General features: G+C 57.6%; 23 protein-coding genes. 4 read left to right on the top strand and 19 right to left on the bottom strand.

What is annotated here, in order from left to right; genetic code table 11:
• Positions 1-44: 44 nt before the first annotated feature.
• Together A7P96_RS09545 and ettA are read right to left on the bottom strand one after the other, a co-directional pair.
• Positions 45-1,385: a deoxyguanosinetriphosphate triphosphohydrolase gene (locus A7P96_RS09545; RefSeq protein WP_067526634.1), complete on the bottom strand. Its 1,341-nt coding sequence runs from the start codon at positions 1,383-1,385 to the stop codon at positions 45-47.
• Positions 1,386-1,464: 79 nt separating this feature from the next.
• Positions 1,465-3,138, bottom strand: coding sequence for an energy-dependent translational throttle protein EttA (gene ettA / locus A7P96_RS09540; RefSeq protein WP_067526632.1), 1,674 nt, complete (start codon positions 3,136-3,138; stop codon positions 1,465-1,467).
• Positions 3,139-3,427: 289 nt separating this feature from the next.
• Here ettA and A7P96_RS09535 point away from each other — a divergent pair, with 289 nt between their 5' ends.
• From A7P96_RS09535 to A7P96_RS09520, 4 genes are all read left to right on the top strand, one after another.
• Positions 3,428-4,066, top strand: a complete 639-nt coding sequence (locus tag A7P96_RS09535) for a DedA family protein (protein ID WP_067526630.1) — start codon at positions 3,428-3,430, stop codon at positions 4,064-4,066.
• 173 nt (positions 4,067-4,239) lie between these two features.
• Positions 4,240-5,223, top strand: a complete 984-nt coding sequence (gene holB / locus A7P96_RS09530; RefSeq protein WP_067526627.1) for a DNA polymerase III subunit delta' — start codon at positions 4,240-4,242, stop codon at positions 5,221-5,223.
• Between the two features lie 60 nt (positions 5,224-5,283).
• A complete protein-coding gene (locus tag A7P96_RS09525) occupies positions 5,284-5,643 on the top strand; it encodes a PilZ domain-containing protein (RefSeq protein ID WP_067526625.1) in 360 nt (119 codons plus the stop codon).
• A 2-nt stretch (positions 5,644-5,645) separates the two neighbouring features.
• Positions 5,646-6,416, top strand: coding sequence for a TatD family hydrolase (locus A7P96_RS09520; protein ID WP_067526623.1), 771 nt, complete (start codon positions 5,646-5,648; stop codon positions 6,414-6,416).
• 376 nt (positions 6,417-6,792) lie between these two features.
• Here A7P96_RS09520 and ftsZ read toward each other — a convergent pair whose 3' ends face one another.
• The 17 genes from ftsZ to A7P96_RS09435 form a co-directional block, all read right to left on the bottom strand.
• The gene (ftsZ, locus tag A7P96_RS09515; protein ID WP_067526622.1) at positions 6,793-7,965 is read right to left on the bottom strand and encodes a cell division protein FtsZ; all 1,173 of its coding nucleotides are present in this window, start codon (positions 7,963-7,965) and stop codon (positions 6,793-6,795) included.
• Positions 7,966-8,064: 99 nt separating this feature from the next.
• Entirely contained in the window at positions 8,065-9,303 is a 1,239-nt protein-coding gene (gene ftsA, locus A7P96_RS09510; RefSeq protein WP_067526621.1) for a cell division protein FtsA, read from the bottom strand.
• Positions 9,304-9,437: 134 nt separating this feature from the next.
• Positions 9,438-10,196, bottom strand: coding sequence for a cell division protein FtsQ/DivIB (locus A7P96_RS09505; protein ID WP_067526619.1), 759 nt, complete (start codon positions 10,194-10,196; stop codon positions 9,438-9,440).
• A complete protein-coding gene (locus tag A7P96_RS09500) occupies positions 10,180-11,100 on the bottom strand; it encodes a D-alanine--D-alanine ligase (protein ID WP_067526617.1) in 921 nt (306 codons plus the stop codon). The genes A7P96_RS09505 and A7P96_RS09500 overlap by 17 nt, the downstream gene beginning before the upstream one ends.
• 178 nt (positions 11,101-11,278) lie before the next feature.
• Positions 11,279-12,325: a hypothetical protein gene (locus A7P96_RS09495; RefSeq protein ID WP_067526615.1), complete on the bottom strand. Its 1,047-nt coding sequence runs from the start codon at positions 12,323-12,325 to the stop codon at positions 11,279-11,281.
• Positions 12,326-12,328: 3 nt separating this feature from the next.
• The gene (locus A7P96_RS09490) at positions 12,329-13,375 is read right to left on the bottom strand and encodes a hypothetical protein (RefSeq protein ID WP_067526613.1); all 1,047 of its coding nucleotides are present in this window, start codon (positions 13,373-13,375) and stop codon (positions 12,329-12,331) included.
• On the bottom strand, positions 13,368-14,765 hold the full coding sequence (gene murC, locus A7P96_RS09485; RefSeq protein ID WP_067526611.1) for a UDP-N-acetylmuramate--L-alanine ligase: 1,398 nt from the start codon (positions 14,763-14,765) through the stop codon (positions 13,368-13,370). The genes A7P96_RS09490 and murC overlap by 8 nt, the downstream gene beginning before the upstream one ends.
• 306 nt (positions 14,766-15,071) lie before the next feature.
• On the bottom strand, positions 15,072-16,142 hold the full coding sequence (gene murG / locus A7P96_RS09480) for an undecaprenyldiphospho-muramoylpentapeptide beta-N-acetylglucosaminyltransferase (protein WP_067526609.1): 1,071 nt from the start codon (positions 16,140-16,142) through the stop codon (positions 15,072-15,074).
• A 10-nt stretch (positions 16,143-16,152) separates the two neighbouring features.
• On the bottom strand, positions 16,153-17,307 hold the full coding sequence (ftsW, locus tag A7P96_RS09475; protein ID WP_067526605.1) for a putative lipid II flippase FtsW: 1,155 nt from the start codon (positions 17,305-17,307) through the stop codon (positions 16,153-16,155).
• Positions 17,308-17,415: 108 nt separating this feature from the next.
• On the bottom strand, positions 17,416-17,976 hold the full coding sequence (locus A7P96_RS09470) for a hypothetical protein (RefSeq protein WP_067526603.1): 561 nt from the start codon (positions 17,974-17,976) through the stop codon (positions 17,416-17,418).
• 101 nt (positions 17,977-18,077) lie between these two features.
• Positions 18,078-19,421, bottom strand: a complete 1,344-nt coding sequence (gene murD / locus A7P96_RS09465; protein ID WP_067526813.1) for a UDP-N-acetylmuramoyl-L-alanine--D-glutamate ligase — start codon at positions 19,419-19,421, stop codon at positions 18,078-18,080.
• A 96-nt stretch (positions 19,422-19,517) separates the two neighbouring features.
• A complete protein-coding gene (locus A7P96_RS09460; protein ID WP_081253442.1) occupies positions 19,518-19,820 on the bottom strand; it encodes a hypothetical protein in 303 nt (100 codons plus the stop codon).
• Positions 19,821-19,928: 108 nt separating this feature from the next.
• Positions 19,929-21,011 carry a phospho-N-acetylmuramoyl-pentapeptide-transferase gene (gene mraY / locus A7P96_RS09455; protein ID WP_003822465.1) on the bottom strand — a complete coding sequence of 361 codons (1,083 nt, stop codon included), beginning with the start codon at positions 21,009-21,011 and terminating at the stop codon, positions 19,929-19,931.
• Between the two features lie 264 nt (positions 21,012-21,275).
• Positions 21,276-22,304, bottom strand: a complete 1,029-nt coding sequence (locus A7P96_RS09450; RefSeq protein WP_067526601.1) for an MBL fold metallo-hydrolase — start codon at positions 22,302-22,304, stop codon at positions 21,276-21,278.
• Positions 22,294-23,676 (bottom strand): UDP-N-acetylmuramoyl-tripeptide--D-alanyl-D-alanine ligase, encoded by a 1,383-nt coding sequence (gene murF, locus A7P96_RS09445; RefSeq protein ID WP_067526811.1) that lies wholly within the window; start codon positions 23,674-23,676, stop codon positions 22,294-22,296. The genes A7P96_RS09450 and murF overlap by 11 nt, the downstream gene beginning before the upstream one ends.
• Positions 23,677-23,807: 131 nt before the next feature.
• Positions 23,808-24,176 carry a DUF4259 domain-containing protein gene (locus tag A7P96_RS09440; protein ID WP_067526599.1) on the bottom strand — a complete coding sequence of 123 codons (369 nt, stop codon included), beginning with the start codon at positions 24,174-24,176 and terminating at the stop codon, positions 23,808-23,810.
• Positions 24,177-24,387: 211 nt separating this feature from the next.
• Positions 24,388-25,869 (bottom strand): UDP-N-acetylmuramoyl-L-alanyl-D-glutamate--2,6-diaminopimelate ligase, encoded by a 1,482-nt coding sequence (locus A7P96_RS09435; RefSeq protein ID WP_067526597.1) that lies wholly within the window; start codon positions 25,867-25,869, stop codon positions 24,388-24,390.
• Positions 25,870-25,877: the final 8 nt, after the last annotated feature.

Genomic DNA, 25,877 nt, shown 5'->3' with positions numbered 1-25,877 from the left:
ACCTGAAGTTTCAGGTAGCCTTTCATTATTTACACGGAAACACATTACAACATCCCAATTCCCGACACCTCTCGCGCCAGTCGTGCGGCTGCATTGTCGGTCATGCCACCGACGAAATCGAGGATTTTCATGTAGGCAGTGTAGAGTGTGTCCTGCTCGTTCAACGGGTCGTCGCGCAGCAGCTCCAAAGCCAGCGATTGGCGTGTGCCGATGTGTGCTTTGGTGATGTAAGCGAAGGCGGCGGGCACGAGCAGGTTGAGAATCGAGCCGATGCAGGGGAAGGCGGCGATTTCGGTAATCAGCTTACTCTGGTGGCGGAACACACGGGTGCGTGCCAGCTCTTTTGCTCCTTCCAACGTATCGCGCACTTCAGGCGTGCACACGCTGAGCAGGTCTTTGCCTTGGAAGCTGCCGGCGAGCAGGTCGGCATGGTGCAGCATAAAGGTTTGCGCCATGTCGTCGATGGCGCGGCCGATGGCCATGCCGCGCAGCATGGCGCAACGCTGGCGGGCGGATTGCTCCGGCCAGAGTTTGTCGATGTGCACCATGCCCTGCAATACGTTTTCTACTTCGCGGTCGTCCAGCAGGCCGAGCTCCACTGCGTCTTCCAAGTCCAAGAGCGCATAGCAGATGTCGTCTGCTGCCTCCATCAGGTAGGACAAGGGGTGACGGCTCCAATGGTGCGCGGCGATTTCAGGTAGCCCCAATTCGGCGGCCACACATTCGATAAACGGTAGCTCGGTTTGATAAATATTAAATTTTTTCAAACCCTGCGGCGCGGAAGTGGTCCACGGATACTTGAGCAGCGCGCCAATAGAGGCGGCGGTAAGCCGCATACCACCGCGATGCTGATACATTTCAAGATTGGCCAAAATGCGCAGGCTGTGGGCATTGCCTTCGTAGGTTTGCACGTCGCGCCGTTCGGCTTCGGCCAGGTGTTTCAGGTAGCCTGCGTGCTCGGGATTGCGGAACCAGTCGCGCAATGCCTCTTCGCCGGTATGGCCGAAAGGCGGGTTACCCATATCGTGCGCCAGGCAGGCCACCTGCACCACGGCGCCGATATCGGATGGCGTATTCTCCGGCGGCAAGAAACCACCCTTGGCCAGCATCACGCCCACACGGTTGCCCAAGCTACGCCCCACGCTGGCCACTTCCACGCTGTGGGTAAGGCGGTTGTGGGTGTGGTCGTGTTCGGCGAAGGGGTGCACCTGCGTTTTGCGCCCCAGCCGCCGGAACGAGCCGGAAAACACCACGCGGTCGTAATCGATGTGGAAATCGGTGCGCAGCGCATCCGCGCCTTCCTGGCTGGAAGGGGTAACGGTGGCCACCAGTTGGCCGTTCTCGGGCTTGAAGCGCTTGGTGCTGAGCAATTGCTGCCAGTTCATGTTTGTCCTTTGGTTTGGCTGGATAAATTGAGGCTACCTGAAAACTAAGCCTGCGGTTTTCAAGTAGCCTCTTTGCGCTTTAGCGGGTTACCGGTTTGTAGCGGATACGTTTCGGTTTCGCGCCTTCTTCGCCAAGTCGGCGTTTCTTGTCGGCTTCGTATTCCTGATAGTTGCCGTCAAAGAACACCCATTTCGAATCGCCTTCGCAAGCCAGAATATGCGTGGCGATGCGGTCGAGGAACCAGCGGTCGTGCGAAATCACCATCACGCTGCCGGCAAATTCCAGCAATGCTTCTTCCAGCGCGCGCAGGGTTTCCACGTCGAGGTCGTTGGACGGTTCGTCCAGCAGCAAGACGTTGCCGCCGCTCAACAAGGTTTTTGCCAAATGCAGCCTGCCGCGTTCGCCACCGGAGAGCTGCCCCGCGATTTTGCTTTGGTCGCTGCCTTTGAAGTTGAAACGACCCAAATATTGGCGGGCGGGGATTTCAAACTGTCCGACCTGCAAAATGTCGCGGCCTTCGGCAATGTTGTCGAACACGGTTTTGTCGTTTTGCAAACCTTCGCGGCTTTGGTCGATCAGGCTCATTTTCACGGTTTGACCAATTTTCACTTCGCCAGAATCAGGCTGCTCTTTGCCCGAAATCATTTTGAATAGCGTCGATTTACCAGCGCCGTTCGGGCCGATGATGCCGACAATCGCGCCTGCAGGGACTTTGAAGCTCAAATCGTCAATCAGCACTTTGTCGCCGAACGATTTGGAAACGTTTACAAATTCAATCACTTCGTTACCCAAACGCTCGGCGACGGGAATAAAGATTTCCTGCGTTTCATTGCGTTTTTGGTATTCGTAGTTGCTCATTTCCTCAAAACGCGCCAGACGCGCTTTAGACTTAGCTTGGCGGCCTTTGGCATTTTGGCGCACCCATTCCAATTCCTGCTTCATCGCCTTCACGCGCGCAGCTTCGGATTTCGCCTCGTTTTCCAAGCGTTTTTCTTTCTGCTCCAGCCAAGACGAGTAATTGCCTTTCCACGGAATGCCGTGTCCGCGGTCGAGTTCCAAAATCCATTCGGCGGCGTTGTCTAAGAAATAGCGGTCGTGCGTTACGGCCACCACCGTGCCGGGGAAGTGCACCAAGAATTGTTCCAGCCATTCCACCGATTCGGCATCCAAGTGGTTGGTCGGCTCGTCCAGCAGCAGCATGTCGGGCTTGCTCAACAGGAGTTTGCACAAAGCGACACGGCGTTTTTCACCGCCGGACAAATTGCCGATTTTGGCATCCCATTCCGGCAGGCGCAGCGCATCGGCGGCGATTTCCAATTCGTGTTCCGCACCGCCGCCTGTGGACGAACCTGCCGCAATAATCGCTTCCAAGCGGCCCTGCTCTTCCGCCAGCGCGTCAAAATCCGCGTCGGGATTGGCATACTCAGCATACACTTCTTCCAAACGTTTCTGCGCCGCGGCCACTTCGCCCAAACCGCTTTCCACTTCCTCGCGCACGGTTTTCTCAGGATCAAGCTCCGGCTCTTGCGGCAAATAGCCGATTTTGATGCCGCTCATCGGCACGGCTTCGCCCTCAAATTCCTTATCCACACCCGCCATAATCCGCAGCACAGTGGACTTGCCCGCGCCGTTCAAACCGAGCAAACCGATTTTCGCGCCGGGGAAGAAGGAAAGGGAAATATCTTTAATGATGGTTTTCTGCGGCGGCACAACCTTGCTCACGCGCAACATGGAATAGACGTACTGCGACATAACAACTCCTCGAAAATAGGGGGAAACAGGCAAATAGGTAAATGCCGCCGATTCTAACCGAAAAAAGCATTTCAGGCAGCCGAAAGGCTACCTGAAAATACGGAGCAACAGCGTTTCTAAGAAAAAGAAACTTTCAGGTAGCCTCTAGCCCCTCTGAGGCTACCTGAAAAATTGCATCATCTAACCGGCGGCAAAAAACGGCGTTTGCAGCGCGGTTTGCACGCAGCCCTTTCAGCCCGCCCCCTCTTGCCTTACAATGCCACCCGTTCTTTTTATTTGCGGTTTCCCCATGCTTGCCAGCCTGATTGATTTTGTTCTGCATATCGACCAACACCTCATCGAGCTCATCCAAACCTACGGCTTGTGGATTTATGCCATCCTGTTTCTCATCGTGTTTTGCGAAACCGGGCTGGTGGTTACGCCCTTTCTGCCGGGCGATTCGCTCTTGTTTGCCGCTGGCGCGGTGGCGGCGCTGGGCGGGATGAATGTGCATATGGCGGCCGCGCTGCTGTTGGCGGCGGCGGTAATCGGCGATGCGGCCAACTTCGCCGTCGGCAAGTATTTCGGCGAAAAGCTGTTTGCCAAACCGGATTCGCGCGTGTTCAAACGCGAGTATCTGGATAAAACCCATGCCTTCTACGAAAAATACGGCGGCAAAACGATTATCCTGGCGCGGTTCGTGCCGATTGTGCGCACCTTCGCGCCCTTTGTGGCGGGCATGGGCGATATGCATTACGGCCGCTTTATCCGCTACAATATCATCGGTGCGCTGATGTGGGTGGGGCTGCTCACTTATGCGGGCTACTTCTTCGGCGAGCTGCCAGTGGTGAAAAACAATTTCGGGCTGGTGGTAATCTGCATTATTGTGGTGTCCGTGCTGCCGATGGCGGTAGAAATCGCCAAGGCCAAGTGGAGGAAGAAGGCTTAGTGTGCTGCTCCTGCTTCGTTTTCAGGTAGCCTCTTTACTATAGTGGATTAAAATGGCGGCAAGCCGCAGGCAGTATGCGTAATACGACCAAGCAGACCGCCGTAGCAATCTTATTTTCATTCACTCTATTTTTAAATGGCTAATTTCTTTTCAGGTAGCCTTCACGTTTTCCTATGATTTATCCTTGGCATGAATCCGCTTGGCGTCAATTGGCTGCCCAATGGAACAACCGCCCCAACGCCTGGCTGCTTACCGGCCGGCGCGATACTGGTAAAACAGCGTTTGCCCGCCATCTGGCGCAGGCGCTGTTGTGCGAACAGCCGCAGGCCGAACACCAGCCCTGCGGTAGCTGCCCTTCCTGCCATCTGTTCGCCCAAAGCAGCCATCCGGACTACTACGAACTCGCGCCCGAGCTGCCAGCCGAAGGCGAAAGCGCGCGCAAGCTGCTGCAAATCAAAATCGATGCTGTGCGCGCCGTGTTGGCGCCACTGCTGCAAAGCTCCGTGCGCGGCGGGCTGCGCGTGGTGCTGGTGCAACCCGCCGAAACCATGAACACCCAAGCCGCCAACGCGTTGTTGAAAATGCTGGAAGAGCCTCCCGCATCGGTGGTATTCCTTTTGGTAACTCACAACAAAGACCGCCTGCTGCCCACCATTAAAAGCCGCTGCCGCCCCTTCCTGCTGCCCGCCCCAAACGCCGAAGAAGCCTTAGGCTACCTGAAAACGCAAAACACCCCTCAAGCCGAAGCCCTGCTTGCCTTCCACAGCGGTGCCCCGCTGTTTGCAACCGAGCCGGAGCAAGACACGATGCGCGAAGAGCTGTGCCAACTGCTGGCCAAACCGCGCCTGTTGGCCATGCTGAATTACGCCGCCGCCTTCGACAAGCAAAAATGGCCGCTGGCCGTGTTTCTCGACTGGCTGCACAAATGGCTGGCCGACACCGCGCTCGCCCAACAAAACCTGCCCCCGCTCTACTACCCGCAACACCAAGCTGCCATTTTTCAGGTAGCCTCCCGCACCCAGGGGACAACCTTATTCCAACTGGTACACACCCTAAACCGCCTCAGCCCTTACGGCCGGCATACCTTAAGTGTTAGAATGCAGATTGAAAATTTGCTAACCAACTACCTTGCTTTCTGGCAAAACAAACCGCTTTAAGAAAACAAGCCCGTTATTTATTTTGTATAAACGTTACTTACTTAAAACAAGGAAATACCCATGAGCACACCCGCCGACAGCGCCCCCGGCCGCATGATGAGCGTTAGCCTCAAAGACAAACCCATCGCCTACTACAGCTACATGCCATTTCTGGAGCATGGTGGCATTTTCGTGCCCACCAACGACGAATTCAAAATGGGCGAAGAAGTGCTGTTGGTATTGGAACTGTTTGACAATCCAGAAAAATTCTTCCTGCGCACCCGCGTAGTGTGGATCAACCTCAGCCGCACCACCAACGGCCAGCCGCAAGGCGTGGGCCTCGCTTTCGGCGACGACGAGACCGGCATCAAATGTAAAAACTACATCGAAGACCAACTGCCCGGCCTGCTGCACACCGACCGCGCCACCTACACCATGTAGCCATGCTGATCGATTCGCACTGCCATCTCAACTTCCCCGACCTCGCCCAAAGGCTACCTGAAATCCTCGCCAACATGGCCGAGGCCGGCGTGGATAAAGCCATCGCCATCAGCGTGAGCCGGCAGAGCTTCGAAGAAGTGCATGCCATCGCCCAAGCTTATCCCAACATCTACGCCACAGTTGGCATCCACCCCGACGACCCAGAAGCCGAAGAATTCAGCCTGGAAGAACTGCTGGAACACGCCGCCCTGCCCAAAGTGGTGGGCATCGGCGAAACCGGCTTGGATTATTATTGGTGCAAAGGCAATTTGGCCTGGCAGCACCAACGCTTCGCCCTGCATATCGAAGCTGCCAACCGCAGCGGCTTGCCACTTGTCGTCCACACCCGCGATGCTGCTGCCGATACCATGCGCCTGCTGCGCGAACATCAAGCCCACGCCGGCGTTATCCACTGCTTTACCGAAGACGTACACGCCGCCAAACTGGCCTTGGATTTAGGCTTCTACATCTCCTTCTCCGGCATCGTCACCTTCAAAAACGCCGCTGCTATCCAAGAAGCCGCCCGCTACGTGCCGCTCGACAGGCTACTGGTGGAGACCGACGCTCCCTACCTCGCGCCCGTACCCAAACGCGGCAAACCCAACGAACCGGCTTACGTCCGCCACACTGCCGCCTTCGTTGCCCAGTTGCGTGGCGACAGCTTGGAGAACATCGCCCAAGCCACCACCACCAACTGCCTACGGCTGTTCCACAAAATTAGCATAGCGGCTTGAAACCTGTTTGGTACACGCTGCTTCTACTAAAAATCCGCTGCACCCGTATGGTTTAGTCGTTCTAAATCGGCAAATCTAAGCAGCACCGTATCATTCCTAATTGAAAATGGAATAAAAAGGCTACCTGAAAGATTTCAGGTAGCCTTTGCTGATTTTGCATTGGAGATATATAACTGTAAAACTTCACTTCATATAAGGCGGTGAACCGAAGATAGTACAGGCATACGGCAAGGCGAACCAATGCCGTATGAATCAAAGTGTTTTAGCTATTTTCATCGAAACCAAAGCACCCCTCTCCTTTCAGGTAGCCTTAAAATATCAAATGAGCAAAAACCTGCCTCGAAAGAGGCAGGTTTTATTAAGAACCAAACTGGGCTTAATCAGCCTGGCGGCGGATCACCGCCGGAATTTCGAAATCGTCCAACACAGACTGGTTGGCAAAATCAGAAGCAGCCAAATTCATGGTACGGGCAGTGCGGCCGGAGCGGATAACGCCGTCGATTTCCGGGAATGCGCCGTCTGTGCCGGTGGCTTGAGCAGATTTCACCATACGCAGGTTGCTGCTCTGGCTGTTATCGCCCTGCTCTTTCAGGCCGGTGGCAATGATAGTAACGCGGATTTCGCCTTCCTGCATAGCAGCATCTTCAGCTGTACCGTATTTCAACTCGGCATCAGGGTGAGCATACTCGCTCACTACCGACATGATTTCTTTGTATTCTTTCATGGTCAGGCCATCAGGGGCGGTAGTGATGTTCACCAACACGCCACGTGCGCCTTCCAGCGTTACGTTGTCCAGCAACGGGCTGGCAATTGCCTGCTCGGTAGCCAAACGGGCACGGTCGATGCCTTGTGCGAAACCGGAACCCATCATGGCCATGCCCATGATGCCCATTACGTTGCGTACGTCGGCGAAGTCCAAGTTGATCATACCTGGGCAGGTAATCACTTCGGCAATGCCGGCCACGGCATTGCGCAATACGTTATCGGCGGCACGGAATGCCTGGCGTACGGTCACATCTTCACCCAGGGCGGTCATCAGCTTATCGTTCGGGATAACGATGAGCGAATCTACTTGGTTTTTCAGGGTTTCCAAGCCGTCCTTGGCAATCTGGATACGTTTTCCTTCGTGCTCGAACGGGCGGGTCACCACAGCCACGGTCAGGATACCCAGCTCACGGGCAATCTCGGCCACTACCGGAGCAGCGCCGGTGCCTGTGCCGCCACCCATACCGGTGGTAATGAACAGCATATTGGCGCCTTGAATGGCGTCGGCGATGGTTTCACGGTCTTCCAGAGCGGCATTGCGGCCGGTTTCCGGATTGGCGCCGGCACCCAAACCTTTGGTCAAATTAGTACCTAGCTGGATGCGCTTGGGCGCTTTGCTGCCCTGTAAAGATTGGGCATCGGTGTTGGCGCTAATAAATTCAACGCCTTGTACCGTGTTGTCTATCATATTGTTAATAGCATTACAGCCGCCGCCACCAATACCGATAACTTTAATGACCGCCGGACTGGCTGCGGATTCGACAACATCATAAACCAACTGCATTTAACACTCCTTTTGCGCCCCGGAAGGCTACCTGAAAACTGAAATCGCCCGTATTATAAAGGTTTGAACGGATTTTGTGTGCAAGAATAAGCAAAAAGCTTAGAAATTGTTTCTCAGCCACTCTTTGAGGCGGTAGAAAACAGAATCTCCCTCTGCAGCCTGTCGCACGGTGTTATGCGTGCCATGTTGGCTGCTGTATTCAGCAGCGGTTTGCAGGAGGCCGATGGCGGTGGCATAGCGCGGGTTACGGATGCGTTCCGACAAACCGCCCATTTCCTTCGGCACACCGACACGGGCAGGCAGATTGAACACGTCTTCAGCCAGTTCCACCACACCGGAAAGCAAAGAGGCGCCGCCGGTGAGCACCACACCAGAGGTGAGCACTTCTTCGGGGAAACCGGAACGGTGCAGTTCATTGCGGGTCAGTTCCAAAATTTCTTCCACGCGCGGACCGATAACGCTGGCCAACACACGGCGTGAAATCTGGCGTGGGCTGCGGTCGCCCACGCTGGGTACTTCAATCATTTCATCCAAGCCATCGCCGGTAGCCAAAGCCACGCCATGGTTGATTTTGATGTATTCGGCAGCGTTGTAAGGGGTACGCAGGGCTTGCGCCAAATCGCGGGTAATCAGGTCGCCCGCCACCGGAATGACGGCGGTGTGGCGGATAGCGCCGTTGGTGTACACGGCGATATCGGTCGTGCCGCCGCCGATATCGATGACGCACACGCCCAGTTCTTTCTCGTCTTCAGTCAATACAGCACGGCCGCTGGCCAATGGCTGCAAAATCATATTATCGATGTGCAAGCCGCAGCGTTCGATACATTTTTGAATATTCTGCATGGCAGTCACCGCGCCGGTTACGATATGAATGCGCGTATCCAGACGCACGCCGCTCATGCCGATGGGCTCGCGCACGCCGGGCTGGTTATCAATGATGTACTCCTGTACCACAGTGTGCAAAATCTGGTGATCTGGCGGGATATTTACAGCCTTGGCGGTTTCGATGGCACGATCGATATCGGCCTGCATCACCTCGCCTTCCTTAATTTTCACTACGCCCTGCGAATTCATGCTACGGATGTGGTTGCCGGCAATACCGGTTACCACACTGCCGATTTGGCAGTCGGCCATCAGCTGGGCTTCTTCCATGGCCTGGGTGATGGCTTGGGCGGTGGCATCGATATTGGTCACCATGCCGGCCTTCAGGCCGTGCGACGGCGCCTGGCCGAAGCCGATGATGTGAATTTCCTTGTCGTCTTGCACTTCACCGATCAAAACGATGGTTTTCGAGGTGCCGATGTCCAGCGCGCCCACCAGTTGTTTGTTGTTTGACATAACTCTGTCTCGCTTATTGTTGAAATAGTTGTTTATAGCTAAAGCACTTATTTCTTCCTACTACATTGGCCCGACTTGCCATATTACTCAATACTGTTTGCAGCTCGCCGCCTAGTAGGAAAAAAATAATTGTTTCAGCCATGCCCGCCCGATTGCGGTTGTTGCTTGCTGTTGTTGTCTTCATCTACTGTGTCCTGTTTGTAGCGCACAGCGAAACCGTCTTTATAGCGTAAATCCACGTATTGCACGTCTGCTGCGCGTTCTTTCAAAATCTCATGCCACGCCTGCACAAAGCGGCGCAAGCGGTTTGGCGCGTCGACGCGGCCAAGATGCAGCCGGATGCCGTTTTCCAAAGTCAGCTCCCGTGAGGAGCGCGAGCTATAGTCCATGCGGCTGATTTTCAGGTTGGTCGGCACCAAGATGGCTTGGAACTCAAGAAATTCCTCCACCATAATTTTACGCATTCCAGGCGTGCCTGCAAATATGGGAAAGTTTTCGTCGGTGGGCGCATCGAAACCTTTACCTTCGCTATCCACCAGCCCGCCGCCTTCCCAGCGTGCCACAGACTGCCTTTCTTCCACCCGGATTTGCACCGTATCCGGCCAGATTCTGCGCACCTCCACCTTGGCCACCCAAGGCAGCGTTTCAAACGCCTGCCGTGCTTCGTTCAAATCGGCTTTGAAAATATTGCCGCGGATATGGCGGTGGGCGGTTTGTTGTAGCTGTGCGGTACTTAAGCGATACAGTCTGCCGTCAATTTTCACCAACTTCACCGGGAAATATGGCGAATTCATCATCCACATCACCACCACCGCAATCAGGCCGACGCCAGCCAGAAGATAGAGGCTGCTGTAGATGCGTTTGAGCGCGCCGGCATTATCCCAAAACCGCATGGCTCAATACTTCAACGCATAAGTCGGCAAAATTCAAGCCGGTTTGCGATGCAGCTTTCGGCACTAAGCTGTGGCTAGTCATGCCCGGCACTGTATTGATTTCCAACAAATAAAGCTTTCCGCTTCGGCTGCGCAGGAAATCCACCCTGCCCCAGCCACGCCCACCGATGGCTTCAAAGCCCGCTTTGGCCAAGCGGCGGATTTCCGCCTCACCAGCTTCGTCCAGATCGCTGGGGCATTGGTACACCGTGTCGTCGCGGAAATACTTGGCATCGTAATCGTAAAACTCGGTGGCGGGGATGATACGGATGCTGGGTAGCGCCTGTTGGCCGAGCACGGCGCAGGTGTATTCGCCGCCATCGATAAAGCGTTCGGCGATGATTTCGCCGTGCAGGTGGCGTTCGCGCAGCTCGCGGTACACTTTCGGCAACTCACCAGGCTGTTTCACTTTCACCACACCCACGCTACTGCCTTCGGCAGCGGGTTTCACAAACATCGGCAGGCCGAGTTCGGCTTCCACGGCGGCAAAGTCGCTGTTGTCGTGCAGCACGGCGAAATTTGGTACGGGCAGGCCGAGTGCCTGCCAAATCAGTTTGCAGCGGTATTTGTCCATGCCCAGTGCGGAGGCAGCCATGCCGCAGCCGGTGTAGGGGATGCCGATGGAATCGAGCAGCGCCTGCACAGTGCCGTCTTCGCCATAGGTGCCGTGCAGCACATTGAAGGCTACCTGAAAACCCTGCGCTTTCAGTTGCAAGATGTCTTGTTCTTTCGGGTCGAACCGGTGGGCATCGATGCCTCGGCTCTGCAAGGCGGCCAATACGGCCGCGCCGCTATCGAGCGATACTTCGCGCTCACTGGAAAATCCGCCGTTCAATACGGCTACTTTGCCAAACTGCTTGTTCATTTGCTTTGCTTCTTCCTTGCTTCTACTTTCAGGTAGCCTCATCAAACGCCCGTCTGAAAGGCTATAGCTACAACCCCTTATTTCCTCCTGCTGCGTTGGCTCGCCTTGCCGTACTTTTATACTGTCTGCGGCTCACCGGCTGGCAGGGAAAGAATAATTATTTCAGCTACCTGAAAACTTAAAACCGGTAATGCCGCCAACTCGGGTCGTATTCGCACACGGCCTGCGGCTTAAGCTCGGCAAACTGCTCGCACAGTGCCTGCGCTTTTTCCATGAGGCGCTCTGGCTCGCCGGTAGCGGCAAATATGGTGCGCTCGCCCCGCGTGAGGTTGGTTACGGCAATCGTGCCGATGCCTTGCTGCTGGTGGCAGGCTTCGGCGTCGAATTCGTCTTGCAGCCGGTAGGCCGCCATCAGCGCGTCTTCGCCGTTGATTTCGCAGCGCACGGAAACGCACCAACCCATATCTGCTCGGCCCAGCAGGCCGTTGGCCGATTCATTGCGCAGCAGCACTAGGGCATCTTGTTCATGTTCTTCGTCTTCATCGCGCTGATAGGCAGTATACTGCCATTCCGGCTCGGGATAGAGCGCATCACGCCCCAAGGCTTTCCATACTTCGTCTAATTTTTCAGGTAGCCTGTGCAGCGGCACGGCTTCCGGCGGCACGGTATCCACAAAATCCAGTGCGCCCACTTTCACCACCGCATCCCACTCGCCCAACACATGGTCGAGCATAATCAGCGCCAGCCGCTGCGCGGTTTCCAAATCTTCTGCCTTGGGCGGCTTGGCAAAAGCCACGTCCAGCGCGGGCAGGCCGCGCCATTCTTCGCAGCGTACCAAAATATCCGCCGCCTGCATTTCCACGCCGCCCATGCGGATGGCGAACTGCTCCGGCGAGCCCAGCCGCTGGCGGAAACACAGCACCGAACGATCGGTGGATTCCGCTGCCGTGGCAATCAGCGCCAGCACTTGCGGAAAGTGTTCCAAATCGCCGTTGGCGCTGAACACCAGCGCGCCGTCGGCCGGCTGTCCTTCCAACTCCACCACCACTCCAGGGCAGTATTCGTGCAGCAGGTTGTTGGCCTCGGTAACGAAAGCTACCGGGGCTTCCAACGCTGCAAGCCGCGCCTCTTCGCGCCGCCACACCGTCCAGAAACAATGGGCATTATCTTGCCATTCGCTCAGGCTGCGCTGGCCTGCGGCTTCGTTGGCATCTGATTTCTTCATCTCTTATCCTTGCAGGCGGTAATGCCACCATGACGGGTCGAACACACAGTTGGCCCGTGCATCCAGCCGCTCATAACGTGCAGTGATTTCCCGCACCTTTTCCCACAATCCTTCCGGCTCGGTCACCATGGCAAAGGCGATGTATTCGCCTTTTTCCGCATCAGCCAGCATGGCGGTGAGGATACCCTGCTCGTGCTGCCCGACGCAGCCGGAAAACTCGTGTGCCAATTCCTGCGCCAGAGCCTGGCTCATGTCGTCGTACACTTCACAGCGCACGCTCAAACACCAGGCCAAATCGGCACGCCCCAACAGCGAAGCAGCCGATTCGTTGCGCACCAAAATCTTGGCCGGCTCGCCATCATCGTTTTCCGCGCCATACACGCGGAACTCAGCCTCGCCGCTCGGATACACGCCGTTGTGCCCCAGCTGGGCACGCCACAACTTATCAAAAGCAGCGGGCAGCTCGGCCAGCGGCAGTGCACCCTGAGGCGGTTGCTCCACCAGCTCCACATAGCCGGTTTTCACGTTTAAATCCCACTGCCCCAAGGCCTGCGCCAAAAGCAGCCACACCGCCAGCCGGCGGTCGTCGGCATCCGTGCCAACAGGATTATCGTTCACAAAAACCTGCAAATGCACCAGGCCATCGCTGCCTGGTGCGCAGGCTACCTGAAACTGGCTGCCGGAAAGCTGCGTTTTGCCGAAACCGGCCTTGCGCTGCGGCAGTCCGTCAGCCCGGCAGCGCCGCAGCAGCGCCTGCACGCCGAAAGGCAAACCCGGTGGCGCAGCCTCGGCCAGCAATACCGCGTCGGCCATCGGCTCCAACCGCCCGCCGCTGCTGAAGGCTACCTGAAACTTCGAACCAGCATCAACAGCATAATCCGAAACGGCCTGCAAAAATACGCCGGGGAAATAGTGGTGCAGCAGGTAGTTGCCGCTGTTCACCAACGCCACGCCACCGCCAGACTGCCAGAACTGCTCCCACTGCCAGCTCTGCCAAAAAGCAGCGGCACGCTGCCGCGCCTCTTGGCGGCGTTTCAGGAAATTATCCATACGCCGCCAAATCCTGCAAGGCCTGCGGTACTTTGTTGATGCTGCCTGCGCCCATATTCAGCAGCAGGTCGCCATCTTGCAGCATATTGAGCAGGGTGGCTGGCATATCAGCCACGTCGGCGCAGTAAATCGGCTCCAGTTTGCCAGCCACACGCAGGGCACGAGTGAGTGCACGGCTGTCGGCGGCCACGATCGGCTCTTCGCCGGCGGCGTATACATCGGTAAGCACCACCGCATCGGCAGTGTTCAGCACGCGTACGAAGTCTTCAAACAAATCGCGGGTTCGGGTGTAGCGGTGCGGCTGGAATGCCAGCACCAGGCGGCGTTCGGGATAGGCGCCGCGGGCAGCGGAGAGCGTGGCAGCCATTTCCACCGGATGGTGGCCATAATCATCGACCACCAAGGCGCTGCCGCCTTGCGGCAGCTTGATTTCACCGTAGCTCTGGAAGCGCCGCCCCACACCGCCGAAACCGGCCAGGCCGCGCTGGATGGCTTCCACGTCCGCGCCACACTCCAGCGCCACACCGATGGCAGCCAGCGCATTGAGCACATTGTGCCGCCCCGGCGCATTCAGCCGCACTTCAAACGGCGCGATCGGGCGTTTGTTTAGGTGCACGGTAAAGCACATCTGCGCGCCTTCGCTGTGCACATTGTCGGCGTAAATATCGGCGGTTTCGTCTAAGCCATAGGTAGCAAACGGTTTCTGAATCTCCGGCAGGATGGCGCGCACATGTTCGCTATCGATACACAAAAATGCCTTGCCGTAGAACGGCATACGATGCACAAATTCCACAAAGGCCTGGTGCAGCTTGTCCACGCTGTGGTCGTAGGTGTCCATGTGGTCGGTGTCGATATTGGTCACCACGGTAATCACGGGCGTGAGATACAGGAAAGAGGCGTCTGATTCGTCGGCCTCGGCCACAATATACTGCCCGCCGCCGAGCTTGGCATTGGTGCCAGCAGCGGTAAGCTTGCCGCCGATAACGAAGGTCGGGTCGAGGCCGGCGGCGGTGAGGATGGAGGCAGTGAGGCTGGTGGTGGTGGTTTTGCCGTGCGTGCCGGCAATGGCGATGCCTTGGCCGAAACGCATAATCTCCGCCAGCATCATGGCGCGCGGAATCACCGGAATGCCTGCTTCGCGGGCGGCCAACACTTCCGGATTATCCGGCTTGATGGCGGTGGAGGTAACCACCACGTCCACGCCTTCGATATGCTCTGCCGCATGGCCGTGGAACACTTTGATACCCATATCGGCCAGCTGGCGCGTTACCGCGCTTTGCGCCTGATCCGAGCCGGATACGTCGAATTCTTTATACAGCACCTCGGCCAGGCCGCACATGCCCGCGCCGCCGATGCCGACGAAATGGATGCGTTTTACTCGTTGCTTCATATTTATTTATCACTGCTTCCCGGGCAGCCTTTGTAGACAAAACCGCTATTGTATAGCGGATAAACATTTTTCGATACAACACCAGCGGGAAAAGCCGATACTGCTATTGAGGCTACCTGAAAGCAGCCGCCCGGAACGCTATCCAAACCATCTGCCGTGCCAATCATTAAACAGGCTTGCCAGCAGCACATTCAATTACTCGGTTTAGCAGCGGCTTTGCCTTTCCAAACAATCGAGCATTGGGCTTCCTTTACTGTTTGAGGCTACCTGAAACTTCAAAACCGCTTTTCAGGTAGCCTCAACCAATCATCCGCCCACCGCCGCCAGCGCCGCTTCCGCCACCTTGGCCGCACTGTCCGGTTTGGCCATCTGGCGGGCGTTTTGCGCCCATTGGCGGCAAGTGTCTCGGTTGAGGCCGCCCAACACCGAAGCCAGTTTTTCCGCAGTCAGCTCGCTCTGCGGCAAAAGCAGCCCGGCCTCGCCGGCGGCCACGAAGCGGGCGTTGGCGGTTTGGTGATCGTCCACCGCATAGGGGTAAGGCACGAGCAATGCACCCACGCCGGCTGCGGCCAGCTCGGCAATGGTGAGCGCGCCGGAGCGGCACACCACTAAATCCGCCGCGCCATAGGCTGCAGCCATATCGTCGATAAACTCGCTGCATTCGGCCTGCACGCCGGCTTCGGCATAACGCTGGCGCAAACCTTCCAGCTTACCGCGCCCGCTTTGGTGGCACACTTCTGGGCGTTGCTCGGCAGGCAACAGGGCTAGCGCTTCGGGCAGCAGGCGGTTGAGAATATCCGCGCCCAAGCTGCCGCCGGTAACCAGCAGCTTCAGGCTACCTGAACGCTCAGCAAACCGCTCTTCGGGCGCGGGCAGTGCGGCAATATCGGCGCGCACGGGGTTGCCCACCAGCCCGTTTTCATCGCTAAACGCCTTGGGAAAGGCATACAGCACACGGCTGGCCAATTTGGCCAAAATCCGGTTGGAAAGCCCGGCCACGGCATTTTGCTCGTGAATCACCAACGGCACGCCGCACAGCTTGGCCGCTACCCCGCCGGGCACGGTCACGAAGCCACCGAAGCCGATGGCGCCGTCTACCCGATGCTGGCGGATGATGCGCCGCGCCGCACGGATGGTGTGCCACAGCGTGAACGGCAGCATCAGCTTGCACTTGAGGCCGTTGCCGCGCACACCTTTGATGGCCAGGGTTTCGATTTCAATGCCGTGCTGCGGCACGATACGCGTTTCCATCGCGCCCTCGCTGCCCAGCCACACCACCTTGTGCCCGCGTTCGTGCAGCGCGGCGGCCACCGCCAGCGCGGGAAAAATATGCCCGCCGGTGCCGCCGGCCATCAGCAAAAAGGTTTTCACGCCCATATTCGGCTCCTCACACTTCAAAACCGCGCATTTTGCGCCGGTTTTCATAATCCACCCGCAGCAGCAGCGCCACGGCTATCAGCATGGCCACCAGTGCCGAGCCGCCGAAGGAAATCAGCGGCAGGGTCAGCCCCTTGGTGGGCAACAGGCCGATGTTCACGCCGATATTGAAAAAGCTCTGAATCCCCAGCCAGATGCCCACGCCGCTGGCCACAAACGCGCCGAAAAACTGCTCCAAATCGCGCGCCATCTTGCCGATGGAAAACGACCGCCACACCAGCCACAAATAGCAGGCGGTGAGCAGCATCATGCCGAAAAAGCCGAATTCCTCACCGATCACGGCGGTGATGAAATCGGTATGCGCTTCAGGCAGGTAGAAGCGTTTTTCCAGCCCAGCGCCCAAGCCCACGCCCGTCCAGCCGCCGCGCCCGATAGCCATCAGCGCATGAGTGAGCTGGTAGCCGCTGCCCAGCGGGTCGGCCCACGGGTCGAGGAAGGCGGTAACACGCGCCATGCGGTAGGGCGAAATCAACACCAGCGTCACCATGCCGCTCAAGCCGGCCAACACCACCACGATAAACCAGCGAAACGGCAGCCCCACCAAAAACAACAAGCCCACGCTGATCACCGACACCACCACAAACGAGCCGAAATCCGGCTGCAGCATAATCAGCCCCAGCCCGCAGCCCACCGGCAGCGCCACCCAGCACACTTTCTTCAAATGCTGCAACACTTCGGCGCGGCGCATGAAAAAGCCGGAGAGATAAAGAATCACCGCCAGCTTGAAAAATTCGCTCGGCTGCAAATTGGCCACGCCCAAAGGAATCCAACGCCGCGCGCCGTTCACATCGCGCCCCACCAGCAGCACCGCAATCAGCATCAGCAGGCTGATCACCAGCAGCACCATCGAATACTTCTGCCAAGTACGCATCGGCACCCGGAACGCCACCCAAGCCGCCCCGCCGCCCACGGCGATATAGGCCGCCTGGCGGATGAGGAACGCCCATTTATTGCCGCCGCCCTGCCCGGCAAAGGCCACCGAGGCGGAATACACCATCACCAGGCTGAAGCCCAGCATCAGCACCACCAGCCACAACAGCGATTGATCGATGGTGTGGCCGTGGCGCAGGATTTTGCGGTCGAGGAGTTTGGATTCGGTAATCATTCGGGTACTTCAAGTTACTTCAAAAATCAATGGAACAAGGTTTCAGGTAGCCTTTCGGCTCGGGCAGAGGCTACCTGAAAATCTGTTGCGGCTCAAATCTGCGGCCGGCTAACTGCAAGGATACTGCTTGGGGCGGGCAATCACCTCCGCCAACCGAGCCGCCTGCTTGGCGGTTTCTTCATCTGTGGAAGCGGTCAAACCCACTATCAAGGCTCGATTCGCCGCAAACAATTCTAAAACAGACACGTGTAAATAATGCCTATCTAATGTTTTGCTTATTTTAAGAAACTCTTCGTCCATCGCGCCATCGAAGGCGGGATCGAACAGTTTGGCTTTAAATACGCCGTATTTCAGCGCCTTGCCCTTGGTTTCTTTAAATGCCTGGGCCTGCAGAGATTGGGCGCTATAGTTGGCCGCTTCAAACAGCGTATGCATCCCTTTGAGCAACCAGGCCTTATTCGGCTTCTCTTCCGCCAGCAACGCCAGGCAAACCTTCAGCCCCCAAGGCGACAATTTCACCAGCCAAGCCTGCGATTCCAAGCTGTCAATCAGCCGCTCATAATCTTTTTCTACAGCCGATCCTGCCAATATATTCAAAATGTTCTGCTGCACCCCTTTGGCGTGGGTTTCATAAGGCGTGCCAAACCGGCGCCACGGAAAGTTTTCCAAAGAAAGTGTGCAATACCATTCGTGCTTTCCCCTTTCGGTTTGCCTGCCGGTACGGCAGTTTCAGGTAGCCTTTAGGCTCGGGCAGAGGCTACCTGAAAACATCACAAGGCCTCAAACGCCTCAATGAACACTTGCGAGCGGTGCGCATAGCCTTTAAACATATCGAAGCTGGCGCAGGCGGGGCTGAGCAGCACGATGTCGCCGGGTTCGGCCAGGCGGTAGGCGGTTTGCACGGCTTCCTGCAGGCTGGCGCAATCCATCATGTCCACGCCGCAGCCGGTCAGGTCGCGGCGGATTTGCGGCGCGTCTTCGCCGATGAGCAGTACGGCACGGGCTTTGCCGGGCAGCACGTTTTTCAGCGGGGTGAAATCCTGCCCTTTGCCCTGTCCGCCGGCAATCAGGAACAGCGGGCTTTGTAGGCCGGCGATGGCGGCTTCGGTGGCGCCCACATTGGTGCCTTTGCTGTCGTCGATAAACACCACGCCGTTTTTCTCGCCGATTTTTTCCACGCGGTGCGGCAGGCCTTTGAAGGTGCGCACATGGTGCAGCAGCTGCTCGCGCGGCAGGCCGACGGCTTCGCACAAAGCCAGCGCGGCCAGTACGTTGGCGGCGTTGTGCAGGCCTTGCAGCGGAATGTCGGCGGCGGCAATCAGCGTTTCCGCGCCGTGTTTCAGGTAGCCTGATGCGGCGTCAAACCAATAATCGGTTTCCTGCTGCAGCGAAAAGCGGCGCACTTCGCGGCCGCTGCGTTTCATGGCGCGGCACAGCGCATCGTCGGCATTGATCACCTGCACGCCGTTGCCACGGAAGATTTTGTCTTTGGCGTGGGCGTAGTCGAGCAGGTCGTCGTAGCGGTTGAGGTGGTCTTCGGAGATATTGAGCACGGCGGCGGCGGCGGCGTTCAAATGGTCGGTGTTTTCCAGCTGGAAGCTGGAAAGTTCGAGCACCCACACGTCGGCACTCTGCTCCTGCCGGTCTTCATAGGCTTCGAGCACGGGCGTACCGATGTTGCCGGCCACCACGGTATCCAGCCCGCATTCGCGGCACAAATGGCCGACCAGGCTGGTTACGGTGGTTTTGCCGTTGCTGCCGGTGATGGCAATGATTTTGTCGCGCTTGCCGGAAAGCTCGTGCGCCAAGATTTCCACATCGCCCAGCACACGGCCGCCGGCCTGTTTGAAGGCTTCGATTTCGGGCGTGCGCTCGCTGACGCCGGGGCTAAGGGCAAGAATGTCGAAACCTTCGGCCAATGCGTTTTTCAGGTAGCCTGTGTGGCAGGCCAGGCCAGGGAAACGCTGTTGCAGTTCGGCCTGTTTGGCAGCGGGGAAGTCGGCATCATAAGCGGCTACCACCGCGCCTTTGCGGCGCAGGAAATCCAACATGGAAATGCCGCTGCCGCCCATCCCGGCCACGAGGATTTTTTGGTTTTGCCATTCGCTTTTCATTCTATTCTCCATGCCGCCCGGTTTTGTGGCGGCTGCTTTCTCAGTTTTGGCTTCGCTCATTTTGACTGCGTTGCAGCCTGCACTTTCAGGTAGCCTTTACTGCGCGGCTGTATTAGCCAGCAGCTTCATCAGCAGCAGCCACGGCAGCATAATCCCGCCGATGCATACCATCAGCCACAAAATCAAACTGTCTGCCATCTGCCGCAGCAGGGCGAAATAGCCCCATGAATACAGGCCCCAAATCACAGCAGAAATAGCTGCCGCAATCAGGGGGCCACCAAACAGGCCGAATAAAAAAGTTACAACGGCAAAAGCCAGCGCCCATTGCCAAGCATAGGAATCCTCAGCGAAATCCTGCATTTTAGCAAAGGCCAGCAAAATCAACATGTGTAGCAGCATAACCTAGGTTCTTTAAATTGGGTTGCAATGGGTTTTGGCTTCATAGCAGCCTACCGTATCTGCCTTCAGGTAGCCTCTCTTTAACAGATTAGGCTACCTGAAAACCGTTTAACGAATTTTCAATGTACTCAAGCCCACCAGCACCAGCACGATGGTGATGATCCAAAAGCGCACCACCACCTGCGTTTCCTTCCAGCCCTTCTGCTCGAAATGGTGGTGAATCGGCGCCATCAGAAAGATACGTTTTTTGGTTTTCTTATACCAGCCCACCTGCAGCATCACCGACAAAGCTTCCACCACAAACAGCCCGCCCATAATCACCAACACAAATTCCTGCCGCACGATTACCGCCACCGTGCCCAGCGCCGCGCCCAGCGCCAACGCGCCCACGTCGCCCATAAACACCTGCGCCGGTGCCGCGTTGAACCACAAAAAGCCCAAACACGCGCCGCACATGGCTGCGCAGAACACCATCACCTCGTTCGCCCCCGGCACGAAGGGCAGCTGCAGATAGCGTGCAAACTGCCAGTGCCCCGTGGCATAGGCAAACACCGCCATCCCGCCGGCCACCAACACCACCGGGAAAGCCGCCAGGCCGTCCAAGCCGTCGGTCAGGTTGACCGCGTTGGACGTGCCCACGATGGTGAAATACGACAGCACCACAAAGCCCACCACGCCCAAAGGCAGCGCCACCTGCTTAAAAAACGGCACGATTAAAATATTGTTTGCCGAATTGCTCGCCACATAAAACAGCAGCAGGCCGGCCGCCAGCGCCACGCTGCTCTGCCACACCATCTTAAATTTGGCCGACACGCCGTGCGGATCTTTATACACCACCTTGCGCCAGTCGTCGTAGAAGCCCAACGCGCCCGTGCCCAGCAGCACGCCGAGCAGAATCCAGATATACGGGTGCGATACATTGCCCCACAACAGCGTGGACACCGTAATCGACACCAAAATCAGCACCCCGCCCATGGTGGGCGTGCCCGCCTTGGCCAAATGGGTTTTCGGCCCGTCGCTGCGGATGGCCTGACCGGCTTTAAGCTCGGTGAGCTTGCGGATGGTCCACGGCCCCAGCATCAGGCTGAACGCCAAAGCCGTAAGCGCCGCCATCACCGCGCGGAAAGTGGTGTATTGGAAAATGTTCAGCGCCGAAATCCAGTTGCTGAGTTTGGCCAACCATAAAAGCATAAAACTTCCTTAAATCATTTCTCGTAAGTTCAATTTAAACCGGTACTGCATTGTCTCGCCGTGCTGTATTACTTTGCATTATCTGCGGCTCGCTGCCTTGTCCTGATTTAAATTGAATTCGCTTAATTAACCTAGGCAGCCGGAAATAGAAAAGGCTATCTGAAACATAATTATCTGTATTGTGCACGCCGTAAAACAGGCAAACGCGGCATTATAAACCAAGCCACCCTTTAAAAAGAGGCTACCTGAAATTTCCCAAACCACTCAAACCTCTTCCCACCACAATTCAGTTTCCGTATCCGCATCAAACACCTGCCCGATCAGCGGCGTGAGCACCGGCAGGCCGCGCTCGATGGCCAGCGGGATGCTGCGGCGCACGGGTTCGTCCCAATCGTGCATGGCCAGGCTGAACGCACCCCAGTGAATCGGCATCATGCGGCGCGCGCCTACATCGATCGCGGCCTGCACGGTTTGCCCGGGGAACATGTGGTTGTCTGGCCAGCGGCGGTCGTATTGGCCGTTTTCCATAAAGACCAGGTCGAAGCCGCCGAAATGCCGGCCGATGTCGGCGAAGTGGCTGCCGTAGGACGAATCACCGCTGAAATAAAACTGCTGCCCGCCGCCTTCAATGGCCCAGCCTGCCCACAGCATACGGTTGTGGTCGGCCAGGTTGCGCGAGCTGTCGTGGCGGGCGGGAGTGGCGGTAAATGTTACGCCGCCGACGGTATGGCTCTGATACCAATCCGCCGCCGAAATGTTTTCCGCCTTCACGCCCCAGCGGCGCAATAGCACTTCCATGCCCAGCGGCACCAGGAAATGCACCCCGCTGTCTGCCACGCTGCGTACGAAGGCTTCTTCCAAATGATCGTAGTGGTTGTGGCTGTAGAGGATGATGTCGAGCAGCGGCAGTTCGTGCGGCACGGCGGGCGGCGGCTGAAAGCGGCGGAACATTTTATTGTTCGGCGCGGCGCTCATACCGAACACGGGGTCGGTAATAATGTTCAACCCGGCCACGCGCATCAGTAGGGTGGAATGGCCGAACCAAACAAACCGTGCCTTTTGTTCGTCTTCAGGTAGCCTTTCCTGCCGCATGAAAGCAGCAAAATCAGGCTTGGCAAACGGCAACGGCTGTGCGGGAAAGCGGCCTTGCCGGCTGAGCATTTTGAATGCCCCGCCGAAATCCAGCGGCTGCAGCCGGCGTTTGGGCTCGGGGTTGAAAAACCGGCGGCGTATCGGGTCGTAGTGGTTGCTGGCCGGATAGAGCGGATAACCGCCGTGCGGCCTACGCTTCATGGCCCTGCAAGGCGGCCACCACCTCTTCCATCTGCATAAAACGCGAACCTTTCACCAACACCGAAGCCTGCTCCGGCAATTCGTGCACCAGCACCTGCTGCAACGGGTCTTTGGCGGCAAACCACAGCCCGGCCGCACCGAAAGCCTCGGCGGCTTCCACGCTGAAATCGCCCACAAAATAAGCGGCTTCGATGCCCTTATCCCGCGCATAGCGGCCGATTTCGGCATGCAGGGCGGGGGCTTCGCCGTCGCCCAGTTCGCCCATATCGCCCATCACGAAAACGCGCGGCGCAGGCAGCTTAGCCAACACATCCAGCGCGGCCTTCATGCTGTCGGGGTTGGCGTTGTAGGTGTCGTCGATAATCGTGCTGCCGCGCAGGCCGGCTTTGCGTTGCAAACGGCCTTTGATATTGGCAAATCCGGCCAGCGCGGCGGCACTTTCAGGTAGCCCCACGCCGGCCTGCAAAGCCAGCGCGGCCGCAGCCACGGCATTGGCCACGTTGTGTTTGCCCGGCACTGGCAGCTCTACCGCCGCACGTTGGTTTTGCCACACCAAATCGAAGCGGCAACCCAGGGGCAACAGCTGGACGTTTTCGGCATGCACTTCGCCCTTGTCCACGCCGAATTCGATTTGGCGCAAATTCAGGGCACGGCAGGCGGCGCGGAACACTTCGGCGTATTCGTCTTCCGCCGGAATCAGCGCCGTGCCGCTTTCAGGTAGCCCGCGGTAGATTTCGCTTTTGGCGCGGGCAATATCGCCCACGCCATCGAAACCGCAGCCGATATGCGCGCGCAGGGCATTATTTACCAGCGCGGCATCGGGGCGGGCGATGCGGGTGAGCACATCGAGCTCGCCGAAGTGGTTCATGCCCATTTCGATAACGGCATAACGCTGCTGCGGCCGCAGGGCAAGCAGGGTGAGCGGCAGGCCGATGTGGTTGTTGAAATTGCCGGCGGTGGCCAGCACAGCCGCTTCGCCGAATTGGCGGCGCAGGATGGCGGCCAGCATTTCTTTCACCGTGGTCTTGCCGGAAGAGCCGGTGATGCCGAACACCAGCGGGTTTACCGCTTCGCGCCAAGCGGCAGCCAGGGTTTGCAGCGCCGCCAACGTGTCGGCCACCGGCAGGCTACCTGAAAGCTCGGCGCAGTCTTGGCGCGATACCAGCGCCAAAGCGCCCTGCGCCAACACGGCAGGCACAAAATCGTGGGCATCGTGCTTATCGCCCACCAAAGCGACAAACAAATCAGTGCCGCGCTCGTCGGCAGCAGCGGCTTGGCGGCTGTCGGTGATGACGCGGCGGATGGGGAGGTTGTGCTGCGGCGCGGGCAGGTTCAGGGCACGGCAGACAAAAGCTAAATCGAGTGTGGGCATGGGAAATTCCATTGAAAATATTACGGGCGGAAGGCTACCTGAAAAGGTATTAACGCTTTCAGGAAGCCTGTGGCAAGCTCAAAAGGCTACCTGAAAATTAAACGGTAAATGCTGCTTGGCGGCACAACATCTCATTTCGGCAACAGCTCTTGCAAATCTCGAATTTGTTGCTCCACTTCGCGGACAATGTCCGGATCTTCACCCCACATATCCAAAAAGCCCCAAGTGTCGTCGGGCGGCGTGAGCATATTTTGCAGAATAACCAATGTTGCCTGCATGGTCGGGTACAGCCGGTCGATAAAACTAAAGGGGCAGGCATACGGAGAGCCGAAGGCAATCAGCACATGGGCAACAGCACGGATGGTGTCGTAATTTTCTTCCGAAGGGTCGAATTGCTCCACCTCTTGCGCCAGCAAATCAAAATCCTTGCTCTCCCAAAACGAGGCAAACCAATCGGCCGCCTCATCGTTTTCATAAACCTTGTACCCCCAATCACCCATCACTTTCTCCTGCAATATCGATATATAGTGAATTAACAAAAACCAGTACAGCGTTGCCTCGCCTTGCCGTACTATCTGTACTGTCTGCGGCTCGTCGCCTTGTCCTGATTTTTGTTAATTCACTATACGTTCTTCACTTAATACAGGCCAATACTTTCAGGTAGCCTGTGGCAAGCTCAAAAGGCTACCTGAAAATCCGATGCGCCTGTTTTCAGGTAGCCTCATCCAGCGCGGCTTCGGCGATTTCAAAATCGGAGAAATGGTGCTTCTCGCCCTGTACGTCTTGATAGGTTTCGTGGCCTTTGCCGGCAATCAGCACAATATCCTGCGGCGCGGCACGGCGGATGGCGGTTTGGATGGCGATGCGGCGGTCGGCCTCCACCAGCGCGGGCTGCGGCACGGCGGGCAGGATGTCGGCGATGATGTCTTGCGGCTCTTCCATGCGAGGGTTGTCGCTGGTGATCACCACTTTATCCGCGCCCTGCGCGGCGGCGCTGCCCATCAGCGGGCGTTTGCCGCGGTCGCGGTTGCCGCCGCAGCCGAACACGCACCACAGGCTCGCGCCCTGCGGTTTGATTTCGCGCAGGGTAGCTAACGCTTTTTCCAGCGCGTCGGGCGTGTGGGCATAGTCCACCACCACCAGCGGGCGGCCTACACGGCTGATGCAGTCCATACGGCCGGTGGCGGGGCGGATTTGCGCGAGCACGCGCAATACATCGGGCAGCGCATAGCCTTCGGCACACAAAAGGCCGACACAGGCAGCAAGGTTTTGTGCATTGAACCGCCCTAAGAGCCGACTGTGGATTTCACCGCTGCCCCAAGGCGTATCGAAGGCTACCTGCATGCCTTGGGCGGAAGCGGCAAAGCGGGTGATGCGGATATCGGCTTGTTCATTGAAGCCGTAGCCGTACACGTTCAGGCTTGGGCGGTCGGCACGCAGCCTGGCGGCCAGATCGCGGCCGAATTCGTCGTCCGTATTGATGATGGCGTGCCGAAGGCTCTGCCAATAGAACAGTTTGGCCTTGCTAGCACCATAGGCAGCCATGCTGCCGTGGTAATCGAGGTGGTCGCGGGTGAGGTTGGTGAAGATGGCGGAGGAGAAGGGCGTGCCGACCACACGGTTTTGGTCGAGGCCGTGGCTGGACACTTCCATCGCCACGGCTTTTGCGCCCTGCTGTTTGAATTGGTGCAGCAGGGTTTGCACGCGTACGGGGTTGGGCGTGGTGTGGGTGGTTTCTTCGAGCCGCCCCCAGAAGCCGTTGCCCACCGTGCCGATGATGGCGCAGGGCGTGCCGAGCAAATCGGCGGCTTGGGCAAGCCATTGCGAAATCGAAGTTTTGCCGTTGGTGCCGGTTACCCCCCAGCAGGAGAGGCTACCTGAAAAATTGCCGTAGAGTTTGGCCGCCAGCAGGCCGGCGTTTTGCTTCAGGTGCGGCACGCCGAGGTTGGCAATTTGCCACTCCGGCTGCCAGGCAAAACCGTCGCCGCTGTCCCAAAACACCATCGCCGCGCCATTGGCAATCGCGGCGGGAATATAGTTGCGGCCATCGGCATATTCGCCCTGGCAAGCCACGAATACGTCGCCCGGCTGCACCAGGCGGCTGTCCATACGCAAAATGCACCCCGCCGCCACATCGAGCGGCAGGGTGCAGTTGTCGGGCAAGTCAAACTGTTTGTCCTTCAAGCAATACATGGTCGGCT

This window comes from Eikenella sp. NML03-A-027 (assembly GCF_001648395.1).
In the GTDB taxonomy this organism is placed as follows: domain Bacteria; phylum Pseudomonadota; class Gammaproteobacteria; order Burkholderiales; family Neisseriaceae; genus Eikenella; species Eikenella exigua.
Note: the sequence above shows the minus strand (reverse complement) of the source record. Positions and strands in the feature narration are given on the sequence as shown.

Bases quoted from the DNA above. Each gene is read 5' to 3' on its own strand.
- A7P96_RS09545 (WP_067526634.1), bottom strand. From the start codon at position 1,385: ATGAACTGGCAGCAATTGCTCAGCACCAAGCGCTTCAAGCCCGAGAAC.
- ettA (WP_067526632.1), bottom strand. From the start codon at position 3,138: ATGTCGCAGTACGTCTATTCCATGTTGCGCGTGAGCAAGGTTGTGCCG.
- A7P96_RS09535 (WP_067526630.1), top strand. From the start codon at position 3,428: ATGCTTGCCAGCCTGATTGATTTTGTTCTGCATATCGACCAACACCTC.
- holB (WP_067526627.1), top strand. From the start codon at position 4,240: ATGATTTATCCTTGGCATGAATCCGCTTGGCGTCAATTGGCTGCCCAA.
- A7P96_RS09525 (WP_067526625.1), top strand. From the start codon at position 5,284: ATGAGCACACCCGCCGACAGCGCCCCCGGCCGCATGATGAGCGTTAGC.
- A7P96_RS09520 (WP_067526623.1), top strand. From the start codon at position 5,646: ATGCTGATCGATTCGCACTGCCATCTCAACTTCCCCGACCTCGCCCAA.
- ftsZ (WP_067526622.1), bottom strand. From the start codon at position 7,965: ATGCAGTTGGTTTATGATGTTGTCGAATCCGCAGCCAGTCCGGCGGTC.
- ftsA (WP_067526621.1), bottom strand. From the start codon at position 9,303: ATGTCAAACAACAAACAACTGGTGGGCGCGCTGGACATCGGCACCTCG.
- A7P96_RS09505 (WP_067526619.1), bottom strand. From the start codon at position 10,196: ATGCGGTTTTGGGATAATGCCGGCGCGCTCAAACGCATCTACAGCAGC.
- A7P96_RS09500 (WP_067526617.1), bottom strand. From the start codon at position 11,100: ATGAACAAGCAGTTTGGCAAAGTAGCCGTATTGAACGGCGGATTTTCC.
- A7P96_RS09495 (WP_067526615.1), bottom strand. From the start codon at position 12,325: ATGAAGAAATCAGATGCCAACGAAGCCGCAGGCCAGCGCAGCCTGAGC.
- A7P96_RS09490 (WP_067526613.1), bottom strand. From the start codon at position 13,375: ATGGATAATTTCCTGAAACGCCGCCAAGAGGCGCGGCAGCGTGCCGCT.
- murC (WP_067526611.1), bottom strand. From the start codon at position 14,765: ATGAAGCAACGAGTAAAACGCATCCATTTCGTCGGCATCGGCGGCGCG.
- murG (WP_067526609.1), bottom strand. From the start codon at position 16,142: ATGGGCGTGAAAACCTTTTTGCTGATGGCCGGCGGCACCGGCGGGCAT.
- ftsW (WP_067526605.1), bottom strand. From the start codon at position 17,307: ATGATTACCGAATCCAAACTCCTCGACCGCAAAATCCTGCGCCACGGC.
- murD (WP_067526813.1), bottom strand. From the start codon at position 19,421: ATGAAAAGCGAATGGCAAAACCAAAAAATCCTCGTGGCCGGGATGGGC.
- A7P96_RS09460 (WP_081253442.1), bottom strand. From the start codon at position 19,820: ATGCTGCTACACATGTTGATTTTGCTGGCCTTTGCTAAAATGCAGGAT.
- mraY (WP_003822465.1), bottom strand. From the start codon at position 21,011: ATGCTTTTATGGTTGGCCAAACTCAGCAACTGGATTTCGGCGCTGAAC.
- A7P96_RS09450 (WP_067526601.1), bottom strand. From the start codon at position 22,304: ATGAAGCGTAGGCCGCACGGCGGTTATCCGCTCTATCCGGCCAGCAAC.
- murF (WP_067526811.1), bottom strand. From the start codon at position 23,676: ATGCCCACACTCGATTTAGCTTTTGTCTGCCGTGCCCTGAACCTGCCC.
- A7P96_RS09440 (WP_067526599.1), bottom strand. From the start codon at position 24,176: ATGGGTGATTGGGGGTACAAGGTTTATGAAAACGATGAGGCGGCCGAT.
- A7P96_RS09435 (WP_067526597.1), bottom strand. From the start codon at position 25,869: ATGTATTGCTTGAAGGACAAACAGTTTGACTTGCCCGACAACTGCACC.